We start from the raw sequence: 12157 nt of genomic DNA, 5'->3' as shown, positions 1-12157 counted from the left end.
CAGGACCGCTTCGCGTTCCTCTGGGACGACCTCGTCGACGGCGCCCTCGGCGCGATCGTCCTGGTCGACACCCGCCGCATCGAGGACTGCTTCCCGGCCGTCGACTACTTCGAGGAGCACGGGATCCCGTTCGTCATCGGGGTGAACGCCTTCGACGGCGCACGCCGGTTCGACCCGGCGGAGGTCCGCGAGGCGATCGGCGTGCCCGGCGAGCTGCCCCTGCTGGAGTGTGACGCCCGGCGCCGGGAGTCGGTCAAGGGGGTGCTGGTGGCGCTCACCGAGCAGATCCTCAGCCGGCGTCTCCAGCGGGCCGGTTGAGTCTGCGGTAGATCGGGGCCAGCTGTTTGTGCAGGCTGGTGTAGGTCGTGTAGATCTCGTCGTAGCGTGCCCGGTCCGGCCCCGGCGTGTACACGTGGTCGTTGCGCGCCAGGTCGGAGATCTCCGGGAAGTCGATCAGCCCGGCGCCGACCGCGCCGATCCACCCCGCACCGCGGGCGTTCACCGTCACCGGGTCCGCATCGCGGCGGATCTCCACACCGAGTACGTCCGCGAAGATCTGGCACCAGGAGTTCGACCGCGCCGCGCCGCCGGTGATCACCAGGGACGAGGCCGGCGTGCCGAGGAATTTGTCGACCGACTTGGCCATCCACCTGGTGTTCAGCGCGACGCCCTCGAACACCGCCCGCAGCAGGTGCGAGCGGGTGGTGTTCAGGGAGATGTTGAGGAAGCCGGCCCGCAGGTTCGGGTCGTCGACCGGCACCCGCTCGCCGTACAGCCACGGCATGTAGAGCACGCCGTCCGCACCGGCCGGCACCGACGGGATGATCTTGTCGAAGGCGTCGAAGATGGTGCCCTCGTCCCTGCTGACGTGCCCGGCCGAGACCAGGGGATCGTCGAACTCCACGATCTTGTCGCGGAGCCAGGTGAGGTTCGCGCCGGCGGTCGCCTGCAACGCCGTCATCAGATAGCGGTCCGGGATCGCGCAGGGGATGGACGCGATCCCGGTCGTGATGTCGGTCTTCTTCCGCGGGACGTGCGCCGCGATCCACGACGAGGTGCCCAGGTAGAGGTGCGGCTCGTTGTCGCGGACCGTACCGGCGCCGATCGCGGCCGCGGTGTTGTCGATCGCACCCGCCACCACCCGCACCGACGCGGGTAGTCCGAGGTGATCGGCGGCCTGGGGGGCGAGGCTGCCGATCACCTCGGTGCACTTCACGATCGGCGGGAACTTGTCCCGGTCGATCCCGCTGGCGGCGACCAGCTCGGGGGCGTACCGGATGTTCGCGGCATCCCGGTTGTCGGTGACCCACGAGGTGAGGATCGAGTCGACGGTCGCCACCGTGCGGCCGGTGAGCTTCAGGTTGATCCAGTCGAGGACGTTCAGGAACGTCGCGGTCCGGTCGTAGATCTCCGGCATGGTGTCCCGGACCAGCAGCATGTGCGCCGCCGGGTCCTTGCCGGTGACCGACGGCATGCCACCGGTCAGCCGCAGCCAGCGGGCGATCTTCAAGACCGACATGCCGGAGTACGCCGGAAAGCCGCCGAACTGGCGCCGCAGATGGTCCGCACCGCGCATGTCGAGCCAGCTGATGCACCGGGTCAGCGGCTCACCGGCCGCGTCCACCGCGATCGTGCCCTCGCCCTGGGTCGAGGAACAGATCGTGGTCACCGCGCGCAGGTGCTCGGGGTACGCCCTCCCGAGGTCCGCGACGACCTCGGCGAGCGCGTCCCACCAGGCGACCGGGTCCTGCTCGGCGCCGCCGCCGGGCAGCACGTGCAGCGGGACCGGGCGCTCGGCCCACCCGGTCACCGTCCCGTCGGCGGCCACCAGGGCCGCCTTCATCCCCGAGGTTCCGAGGTCGATCGCCAGCACCTGCGGCGGTACCGCCACCTAGACTCCCTCCACCAGCGCGAAGACCTGGTCGAACCGGGCCAGGGCGTCGTCGATGACCTCGTCGGTGTCCGCCATCGAGGTGTACATCCGCGACCCCGCGAGGGTGATGATGCCGTGGGCGGCGTACGCGGCGCCCATCTGCTCCATCAGCTTCTTGCGGCCCTTGTTCTCCTTGAGCAGCTTGATCGGGTTGCGCATGTCCAGCAGCATGACGCCGCTGGACTCGAGGTGCACGATCGACCCCTGGTTGTACGCGACGTACGGCAGACCGTACTTGTCGATCAGCTTCTGCAGGCCGCGGGTGAGCCGGTCACCGGCCCGGCCGGCGATCACCGGGGCGTTGGTGCGGGCCATCTCCTGGATCGCGAAGTACCCGGCCGCGCAGGACAGCGGGTTCGCCGACAGGGTGCCGCCGACCTGGATGTGCGCGCCGCTCTTACCGTCCAGTCCGGAACCGAAGACGCTCATCACCGCGGCCTTGCCGCCGACGCCACCGGCCATCGGGTACCCGCCGGAGACCGCCTTGCCGAACACCGTCAGGTCCGGGGTGACGCCGAAGTATCCGGCGGCGCCGCCCAGCCCGGTGCGGAACCCGGTGACCACCTCGTCGAAGACGAGCAGCGCCCCGAACTCGTCGCACAGCTTGCGGACGCCGGCGTTGAAGTCGTACGGGACCGGCCGGGTGCCGGATTCCGGGCCGAGCGGTTCGACCACGATCGCGGCCGTGCCGCCCCGGGCCCGGTTCTCGATCAGCTTGCGCTTGAGGGCGCCCAGGTCGTGCGGGAACGCCTCCCGGGTGCGGCCGGTCGCGCCGAACGGGATGCCCTTGGCGTTCATCCGGTAGCTGCCCGGCACGCGCAGGCCGTAGACCATGGTGTCCGACCAGCCGTGGTACGCGCCGCCGACCTTGATGACCATCTTCTTGCCGGTGTGGGCGCGGGCGGCCCGGACCGCCGCCATCACGGCCTCGGTGCCCGACCCGAGCGACCGGTACATCTCGATGTGCGGCATGTACCGGTTGATGATCTCGGCGAGCTTCAGCTCGTACTCGTGGAAGAGACCGGTGACCGGGCCGCTCTCCTTGATCACCTCGGCGACCCGCTCGTTGACCGGACCGTAGTTGCTGCCCAGGATGGTCGGGCCGCCGGCCTGCAGGAAGTCGATGTAGACGTTGCCGTCCCGGTCGGTCAGGTACGCGCCCTCGGCCTTGTCGATCGCCAGCGGGAACGGGTAGTTGAACGCCAGGTTGTGCTGGACACCGCCGGGGATCCGCTTCTTGGCCCGCTCGGTGATCTCCTTGCTGGCCGTGCACTTGGTGTCGAAGTACGCGAGGACGTCGTTGAGCGCGTCGTGGCGCAGCCCTCGCAGCGGCTGGTCGACCAGGGCCTTGAGACGTCGCATGGTGTCGTCGACGTCGAGGTACTCATCGATCATGTAGCCGAGGTCGGCCGCGCCGGCGTCCGGGGCGCTATCGGAGATCTCCGGAATCGTCGGTGGATCCTCGTCGTCCGGCACCCGGATCGGCTCCACCGCGTTGGTGATCTGCGCGGCGATCCGCTTCTCGTCCTTCTTCAGCTTGCCGAAGGCGATCTCCCGGATCGTGTCCGGAATCGTGTAGACCTTGCCGGCCTCGGTGGAGAGCGCCATCAGGTAGGCGATCGACACCTTCTCCAGCAGCGCCATGTTGAACACCGCCCGGTCCGGGTCGGTGCCCAGCGCCACCACACCGTGGTTGGCGATGATGAACGCGTTGTCGCCGCTCGCCACCTTCTTCTGCACGTTCTTCGCGAGGAAGCCGGTGCCCGACGGCGCGTAGTCGATGATTGCGACCTGCTTGCCGAGGAAGCGCACCTGCTCGTCGGTGAGCGCCGGGATCGGCTTGCGCAGGAACGCCAGCGCCGACGCGTACGGCTGATGGGTGTGCACGATCGCGTTGACGTCGGGACGCTCGCGATAGACGTTGGCGTGCATCCCGCACTCGATCGACGGGACCAGACCGCCGGCGCCGTCCGGGTCGGGCACGTGCTTGCCGTCGAAGTCGACGACGCAGATGTCCTCGGCGCGCATCTTGTCGTAGTCGTAGTTGCTGGGCGTGACCGCGTACAGCTTGTGGCCGGGGATCCGGACCGAGACGTTGCCCTCGGTGGCCTTGAGATAGCCGCGTTCGAGCATCGTCCGGCACATGTCGACGACGTGCTGACGTGACAAACGGTGTTTCACAGGCGCAGTCCGATCCTTCTACAGCGGGTGACCAGCCTCATCGTCGTCCGCGGTCGGCGGCAAAGCACCGTATTCGAGCCAGCAAGAAGCGACCGTACCTTTATCACCGGGTGACAAAATCGCCTGCGATGACTCCTCCCTGGCAGCGCCTCACCCCCGACCTGGCGGACGCGATGCGGCCCCGGCTGCCGGCCGCCGTGCGGGCCATCGCCGACGCCGTCGGCGAGACCGCCCCCGAGGCCGCCGGTGCGAAGTACGAGCGGGACGTCCGGACCGCCGTGCGGGTCGCCCTGGAACGCTTCGTCGACCTGGCCGGCACCGCCGAGCCCGCGCTGCCGCCCCCGATCCGCGAGGTGTTCGTGGCGCTCGGCGCGGCCGAGGCCCGCGACAACCGCGGCCCGGAGACACTGCTGGGCTCGCTGCGCACCGCGGCCCGGCTGCTGCTGCGGACCGCTTCGCACGCCCTCGCCGAACTGCGCCCGGTGACCGTCGACGAGCTGATCGACCTGTCCGACGCGACGAGCGCCTTCGTCGACGAACTCGCCGCGGCCTGCACCGACGGCCTGGCGAGGCAACTGCGGGAACAGGCCGGTGAGGGCGAACGCCGCCGCCGGCAGGTCGCCGACCTGCTGCTGCGCGGCGGCGCCCCACCGGACGTGGCCCGCGAGGCGGCGGCCGGCATCGGCTGGCCCGGCCTGGACACCGTCGTGCCGGTGCTGCTCCCGCCGGACCAGGCCCGCGACGCCCGGTTCCGGTTCGGCGCCGACGGCGTCGTCGCCGAACGGGCCGGTGACGCGGTCCTGCTGCTGCGCTCCGGCCCGCGGGCCGAACGCGCCGCCCTGACCGAGGCGCTGACCGGCCGGGACGCGGTGGTCGGCCCGGCCCTGGGCTGGGTCGAGGTGCCGGAGGCGGTCCGGCTCGCCGAACGCGCCGCCGAACTGGTCGGCACCGGAGCGGCGCCGGTCTTCGTCGACGACCACTTCGCTGCCCTGGCCCTGCGCGGCGAGCCGGGTGCGATGGCGGTGCTCTCCGCGCGGCGGCTGGCCCCGCTGGCGGGATTGCGGCCCGGCCAGCGGGAGCCGCTGCTGGTCACGCTGGAGAGCTGGCTGCGGAACTGGGGATCGCGGACGGCGGTGGCGGCCGAGCTGTTCGTGCACCCGCAGACCGTCAGCTACCGCCTGAACCGGTTGCGCGACGCGTTCGGCGACGATCTGGACGACCCGGCCGCCCGGTTCGAACTGCTGCTGGTGCTCGCGTTCAGCCGCCCCCGCCCAGCAGCCCCTTCGTGAGCTGCAGGGACAACCGGCCGCGGAGCAGACTGTCGCCGGGGTCCGCGCCGGACGTACACCGGTCCAGCACCGTGTCGAACTGCTCACCGGCCCCGGTCCACTCGGCGGCGGCCTGCGGCACCGGCGGCGCGGGCAGCCGGGCGGCCGTCGCGCGGGCCTCGCCCAGACGCCGGCACCCCTCGGTGATCCCGGCCGCGTCGTGGCGGGCCTGAGCCTCGTCGAGCGTGGTGGCCGCGTCGTCGAGCGTGCTCATCGCGTCCCGGCCGCCCTCCTGCAGCCAGGTCCGGACCATCGGGCCGGTGAACCCGGCGGCGATCGGGCGTCCGGACACCGCGTGGTCGGCGAACGGCACCGAGATCAGCGCGATGAAGGCGAGCACGACAGGCACCGCGGCCACCCGTGACCAGGTGCCGGTGAGGTCCCGGGCCGGCTCGGCGGACGACACGGCCCGCACCGGCGTGACCGGTCGCGGGGCGCCCAGCAGGTGCGCCACCAGCAGGGCGATGCCGCTCGAGGCGGTGCCGGTGACGCCCACCGTCAGCAGGGTACGACTGAACACCTCCCCGCCCGGCCACTGCCCGCAGCCCTGCAACCACGGCAGGCAGTTCGCCGCCACGTCGTTGACGACCAGCATCAGCAGGCCGAACGCGCCGGTCAGGTAGGCCGCGTACAGGGCGGGCAGCGCCGTCCCCGGACCGCCCCGGCGCCGCACCCGGAACGCCGCACCGGCCTGCACCAGACCGGTCAGCAGCACCTGCCACGACGCCAGGACCAGGGCGAACGTCGTCCGCTCCGGTTCTCCGGCGGGCGCCATCAGGACCGCTGCACTGCGCAGCAGCAGGTCCAGCGCCAGCAGGACCAGGCCCGCGGTGAGACCGGTCCGGGTGGCCCGGGTGATCATGCCGACCGGCCAGGACCGGAACCGCCCGCCGCCGGAGAGCAGCAGCGGGGCCAGCCAGATCAGCACCGCCGCGACCTGCGCCGGCAGGTCGATGGCGATCACCGCGGACGGGACCTGCACCAGCAGGTGCGGCAGCAGGCCGGCCCAGCCCCAGCCCAGCCCGTCGACCTGCGCGCCGACCACGCGGACCACCGCGATCAGGTCGGGCAGGTCGTCGCGCCACGTCGGGTCCGGCCACCAGCCGGCCCAGCCGGCGAGCAGCAGCGCGGACAGCAGGCCGGTGCCGATGATCGGAACCCGGAGACGGCCGTCGCGCCCGGACCGCAGCCAGCGGTCGGCGTCCGCGTACGCCCACAGCACCGCGAACGCGACCAGCACCATCACGGTCGCCTGCACCACCACGCCGACCGTGCCGGTGGCCGGCAGCCGCGGCGTCAGGAACTCCAGCCACGCCGCGAGCGGCAGGCCCACGCCGGCGGCCAGGCCGATCAGCACCAGCCGGGAACCGGACCGGTCCCGCAGCCGCGCATAACCGGCCAGCCGCCAGCCGAGCACCGCCACGAACCCGCCCATCGTCGCGGCGAACACCAGCAGCAGGCCGGTGACCAGCACCGGGGTGCCGGAGAAACCGAGCAGGAAGAGCGGCACCTCGAGACTCTTCACCGCCAGGCCGGTGGCCAGCCCGGCCGCGACGACCGCGCCCACCGACGGGGTGAGCAGGCTGACCGGGTCGGCGAGCGCGTGCAGCCGCGCCCACGGTGACGGGAGCGTCAGCGCCGGGCCGGGCCGCCACCGGATCCGGCGCGGGGCGAGAGCGGCCTGCCGCAGCGAGACGGCCGCGTGGTCGTCCACGAGCGCCGCGCGGGCGTCGGCGGCGAACTCCCGGGCGCGCAGCGCCGCGTTGCGGACCAGCAGCATCAGCACCAGCAGGAGCACGACCCGCCACCAGGCGATGTCACCGAACCCGGCGGTGACCGCCGCGGCCCGCTGGCCGTCCGGCGCGGTCCACACCCCGGCGAACACGGTGACCAGCAGCGTGGGCAGCAGCACCAGCACCAGGAAGACCCGCCACAGGACCACGGTGAGACAGGCGAGCGAGACGTCCCCGTTGCGCACGTGCGCGAGCTCGTGCAGCACCACCGAGCGGAACCGGGGACGATCGGTGTCCCAGAGCGCGATCAGCCCGGCACCCAGGCTGATCCGGGTCCGCTTGCTGCGCCCGTAGGCCTGCCCGGCCGGCTGCGTGGTCGTCGGGTCGATCATGAAGAGCGGCGCCCGGCGCAGACCGGCCGTCCGGCAGAGATCCATCAGGTAGGCGTGCAGCTCCGGGTGGCCGGACCGGGAGACCGGCGTCAGGCCGCGGCGGCGTTCCACCATGTCGGGGTACGCGACCCAGAACGCGATCGTGACGGCAAGCAGCAGAGCCAGCACCGCGGTCACGGCCAGTACCAGGCGCGTCGCCGTGTCCGCGAAACAGTCGTCGAACGCCGGGTAGGCCGCGGCGTCCACGGTCACGGCGAACAGCCCGGACCCGGTGGCGCAGGAGTAGAACACCCGGTCGGCCCCGGTCACCCCGCCGACCGTCATGATCAGGAGCTCGACCGAGCTGGCCAAGGTGAGCAGCACCAGCACCGCGAACCGGATGCCGGCGTCCGACGGCAGCCCGAGCACCAGCCTGCGGATGTCGTCCTTCTGCTCCCGGCTCACCTCCACGGCCACCGGCTTGCCTTACCCGTCGTGACGCGCCCATTCATGTCGGTGATGGTAGGCGTAACCCTCGACAATGGATGTCACAGTTCTTACCCAGGCCCTAGGCGGGCGGGATGTTGTGGTTCAGGCGGAACAGGTTGCCCGGGTCGACGCGCCGCTTCAGCAGGCGCAGCCGGCGGTAGACCTCCGGCGGGTAGGCCCGGCGCACCACGTCCGGGTCGGTGTCGGCGATGCTCAGGAAGTTCGGGAACAGGCCGCCGGTGCACCACGGGCGCAGCCGGTCGATCACCGCGGCCTCGGCCGACCGGACCGCCGCCGCCTGATCCGGACCGGCCATCCCGACCATGAACAGGGTGAACGCCGCGTCCCGCTGCGCGACCGCGTTCGGGTGCCGCGGCGGGCACGCGAGCGCGCCGCCCAGGTGCCGGATCTCGGTGACCGCGATCGGCGACCCGGTTCCGGGCCCGGCCGTGGCGAGCAGGGCGTCCACCGTATCGGCGGTCAGCTCACCGAGCAGCGCGGTCCGCTCGACCGCGGGCACCGGCGTGACCGGGTCGGCGTGGATGGCGCCGAACGCGGTGTACGGCTGATCACTCACGGCGTCGAGCACCGGCGGGGCGATCGCGCGCAGCGGGCGGACCAGCGCGACGCCCTCGGCGGGGGAGCCGGTCCAGGCGATGCGCACCGCCACCGTCGGCCTCCCGCGCAGGGGCGCGGGAACGTTCCCGGCATCCGGCAGATTCTGCAGGGCGACCGACGAGGACATCGCGTCGGGCACGGTCCGGATCCATTTCCGGTACGCGTGAAGCACCGTCCTGGCATGCGCCCCGTCGTAGTACAGCGCCCCGCCGTAGAACCCGGTCACCGGGAACAGGGCGAACTCGATCGCGGTGACCAGGCCGAAGTTGCTCTTGCCGCCGCGCAGCCCGAAGAACAGCCCGGGGTCGGCGTCCGGGGTGACCGTGGTGAGGCACCCGTCGGCGGTGACCACGTCGATCGCGCGCACGTGGTCGGCGGCGTACCCGAACCGGCGCCCGAGGGTGGGGCTGAGGCCGCCACCAAGCGTGTAGCCGACCACACCGACCGTGCCGGAGGAGCCGCTGAGCGGGGCCAGCCCGTACGCCGCGGCCCGGTCCACCACCTCCTGCCAGCGGACACCGGCCTCGACCCGGGCCACTCGCCGCCGGGCGTCCACGGTCACCCCGCGCAGGGCCCGGGTCGACACCAGGATCGCGTCCGGTCCGATCGGGACCGACGGCTGATGCCCGGTGGCCAGCACCGCGATCGGGGCGCCGCGCCGGGACGCCAGCCGCACCGCGTACCGGACGTCGGTGGCGGTCTCGGCCGCGACGACCAGACCGGGCGCCGGAATCTGCGCCAGATCGAACGGCGCGACCTCGGCGGCGTACCCCGGATCGCCCGGGCGAAGGAGACGGCAGTGCGGGCCGGCGGCGTGCGAAGTCGCCGCGATGAGCGGGCCGGCCACGGCGCCCGCGCCGATGGCCAGGAGAGAACGTCGATCCACGTGAATCATGATGAGGCCCTGCTCAGGGTGGGTGTGCCGTTCCGGGAAACCGTCCTCCTATATCGCTGGGTAGGGTCCGGGATCCGGCTGTGGCGGGATCCGCCGGAGGGCCTCGGGCCGCGAGACTTGCCGGCATGTCGAACTATCACCGCCTCGCCCGTACCGAGGCCCACCGCTGGTGGCGTCCCGTGCTGGGCACGCTGTTCATCGCCGCCTCCACCGCGGTGCTGGTCGTGGGGGCGGTACTGGCCATCGCCCTCGCCGCCCTCATCGCCGGCCGTCCCGAGGACGCGGACGGCATGCCGACCTTCGGGGAACTGCCGGACCTGGCGTTCGGGTTCCTGAGCGTGGCGATCATGCTGCCGCTCACCCTGCTGGCCGCCCGCTGGATCCAGCGGCGCCCGGCCGGGACGCTCTCCTCGGTGACCGGGCGGCTCCGGTGGCGGTGGCTGCTGGCCTGCCTGCCGGTGGCACTGGCGGCGATCGTACTGTTCATGGCCGGGGGCCTGACCCTGGCCGGGACGACCGGCGAGGACATCGGCATGGACGATGCGCTGGCCGGCTGGATGCCGTTCCTGACCGCGATGGGCGTGCTGCTGCTGGTGGTGCCGGTGCAGGCGGCCGCCGAGGAGTACGTCTGCCGCGGCTGGCTGGTGCAGGCCCTGGGCGTCTGGTTCCGGTCGCCGTGGCTGCCGATCGCGGTGCAGGCGCTGGTCTTCGCGGCGCTGCACGGCTGGGGCACCCCGTGGGGCTTCGCCGACCTGGTGGTGTTCGGCGTGGTCGCCGGATACCTGACCGTGCGGACCGGTGGACTCGAGGCGGCGATCGCCCTGCACGTGATGAACAACCTGGTCAGCGCCGGCCTGGCCGCGGCGTTCGGTCAGCTCGGCCTGGACGAGACGGCGGCCGACATGCTGTGGCAGATGGTGGCGGTGGACGTGCCGGTGCTTCTCGCGTACGCCGCGGTGATCCTCTGGATGCACCGGCGCCGGACCGGCACGGAGACGGCTCAGGCGCCCGAGGTCACGTACTCCAGCACGATGTCGCCGATCATGGCGCGGTAGTGCTCGCGGCGCTCCGGATCGAGCATGTCCCGCTGGAAGATCGCGTGGAAGGTGTGCCGGTTCGCGATCCGGAAGAAGCAGAACGAACTGATCAGCATGTGGACGTCGATCGGGTCGACGCCGCCGCGGAACCGTCCGGTGGCGTGCCCGCGTTCCAGGATCCGGGTCAGCGTCTCCAGCGCCGGGTTCGCCAGGCCGGCCAGGATCGCGGACCGGGTGATGTGCCGGGCGTGGTGGATGTTCTCGATGCTGACCAGGCGGATGAAGTCGGGGTGCGACTCGTGGTGGTCGAAGGTCAGCGCGGCCACCCGGCGGATCGCGTCGGCCGGGTCCAGGTGCTCGACGTCGACCTGGCGCTCCCGCTCCCGGATCCCGGTGTAGGCCCGCTCCAGCACGGAGATGTACAGCTTCTCCTTGCTGCCGAAGTAGTAGTAGATCATCCGCTTGGTGGTGCGGGTCTTCGCCGCGATCTCGTCGACGCGGGCGCCCGCGTACCCCTTGTCGGCGAACTCGCCGGTGGCGACCTCGAGGATCTCGGACTGTGTCCGCGCGGCATCCCTTTCGGTCACGTCGGCCCTCCCTGGTCGCCCTGGGACCGACTGTAGTGCCAGCGGGATGCCGCGCCGGTCTCAGGTCCGGTCGGCCATGGCCTGATCGTAGGACGGGTACCCGAGCAGCCCGACCAGGTTGCCGGTGGCCCGGTCGAAGGCCTCGGCGATGTCGTCGTCGAAGTGGCGCCGCCAGTCACCGGCCTCGCCCTTGCGGTAGTGCGACACCCCGCCGGTCCGTTTCCGTTCGTCCATCCGGCGGAACGAGTACCGGTCGAGCAGGGTGGCCATCTCGTCCGGCGGCAGGGTGATCCCGCAGTGCCGCATCAGCCGGTCGACCGACGCGGCCTGCTCGTCACCGGTCAGGTCCTCGTACCGGAACAGGCGGATCGTGCCGGTGTCCGGCCCGGCCACCCAGGACCGCAGGGACCGGAACCGGCCCTTCGCCGCCAGGTCGTCGATCAGGTGGAGCAGGCCGTCCTTCTCCGAACGGGCACGCAGTTCCCGGCGTACCTCGAGGACGTCGCCCATCGGCGCGTGCGAGTCGCGGGTGGAGAAGTAGCTGGAGACGACCATGTCGCGGGGGTCGCGGAAGACGAAGAACGCGCGATGCCCGGCCGGCTTCGGCAGCTTCTCGAACCGTTTGCGGGAGATGAACAGCGACAGCGCGATACGTCGTGGTGGACAGACCCACGGCTCGTTCCAGTCGTGGCCGTAGAAACGCGGGTCATAGGTGAGCAGGCCGGACCGCCGGTAGACGATCGGGTCGCTGAACAGCGCCTTCATCCATTGACTGGCGGTCTTGCGGACCGCGCAGTGGTAGATGTTCGTGAACTCGCAGGGGGACTCCACCGGCGTGAACAGCCGCAGGCGGGCGTTGTGCGACTCGAGCATCGCCCGGCGGGCCAGGACCCGCAGGGATTCCGGGGCGTGCTGTTTGGCATACATGACTGAGCGTTTGAGCATCGTCCGGACTCGTCCTCTGGGGGTGGGCGGTCGGGGCATC

General features: G+C 71.9%; 9 protein-coding genes. 3 read left to right on the top strand and 6 right to left on the bottom strand.

Translation table 11 applies throughout. From position 1 onward, the window contains the following. The coding region (locus tag WH85_RS41270; RefSeq protein ID WP_045747623.1) for a GTP-binding protein at window positions 1-318 on the top strand (318 nt) is incomplete at its 5' end. Here WH85_RS41270 and WH85_RS41265 read toward each other — a convergent pair. Both WH85_RS41265 and WH85_RS41260 read right to left on the bottom strand, forming a co-directional pair. Beyond that, window positions 290-1891: a xylulokinase gene (locus WH85_RS41265; RefSeq protein WP_045747622.1), complete on the bottom strand. Its 1602-nt coding sequence runs from the start codon at window positions 1889-1891 to the stop codon at window positions 290-292. The two genes, WH85_RS41270 and WH85_RS41265, sit on opposite strands and share 29 nt — an antisense overlap. Next, window positions 1892-4114, bottom strand: a complete 2223-nt coding sequence (locus WH85_RS41260; RefSeq protein WP_045747621.1) for an aminotransferase class III-fold pyridoxal phosphate-dependent enzyme — start codon at window positions 4112-4114, stop codon at window positions 1892-1894. A gap of 128 nt (window positions 4115-4242) precedes the next feature. Here WH85_RS41260 and WH85_RS41255 point away from each other — a divergent pair, with 128 nt between their 5' ends. Continuing rightward, window positions 4243-5403, top strand: a complete 1161-nt coding sequence (locus WH85_RS41255; RefSeq protein WP_045747620.1) for a PucR family transcriptional regulator — start codon at window positions 4243-4245, stop codon at window positions 5401-5403. Here the strand turns inward: WH85_RS41255 and WH85_RS41250 are convergent. Next, the gene (locus tag WH85_RS41250) at window positions 5372-8023 is read right to left on the bottom strand and encodes a M48 family metalloprotease (RefSeq protein WP_045747619.1); all 2652 of its coding nucleotides are present in this window, start codon (window positions 8021-8023) and stop codon (window positions 5372-5374) included. The two genes, WH85_RS41255 and WH85_RS41250, sit on opposite strands and share 32 nt — an antisense overlap. Window positions 8024-8114: 91 nt before the next feature. Next, window positions 8115-9539 (bottom strand): FAD-binding oxidoreductase, encoded by a 1425-nt coding sequence (locus WH85_RS41245; RefSeq protein ID WP_211275606.1) that lies wholly within the window; start codon window positions 9537-9539, stop codon window positions 8115-8117. Between the two features lie 134 nt (window positions 9540-9673). Between WH85_RS41245 and WH85_RS41240 the strand changes: the two genes are divergently transcribed. Then, window positions 9674-10603, top strand: a complete 930-nt coding sequence (locus WH85_RS41240) for a CPBP family intramembrane glutamic endopeptidase (protein WP_045747618.1) — start codon at window positions 9674-9676, stop codon at window positions 10601-10603. On the opposite strand, the gene WH85_RS41235 is transcribed toward WH85_RS41240, so the two are convergent. Continuing rightward, complete coding sequence (locus WH85_RS41235; RefSeq protein ID WP_045747617.1) at window positions 10549-11172, bottom strand: TetR/AcrR family transcriptional regulator; 624 nt, start codon at window positions 11170-11172, stop codon at window positions 10549-10551. The two genes, WH85_RS41240 and WH85_RS41235, sit on opposite strands and share 55 nt — an antisense overlap. Window positions 11173-11232: 60 nt before the next feature. Continuing rightward, window positions 11233-12117: a sulfotransferase domain-containing protein gene (locus WH85_RS41230; protein WP_045747616.1), complete on the bottom strand. Its 885-nt coding sequence runs from the start codon at window positions 12115-12117 to the stop codon at window positions 11233-11235. Between the last annotated feature and the right edge of the window lie 40 nt (window positions 12118-12157).

The organism is Actinoplanes rectilineatus, from assembly GCF_000962825.1.
Taxonomy (GTDB): domain Bacteria; phylum Actinomycetota; class Actinomycetes; order Mycobacteriales; family Micromonosporaceae; genus Actinoplanes; species Actinoplanes rectilineatus.
This window is presented reverse-complemented; position numbering and strand designations above follow the sequence as displayed.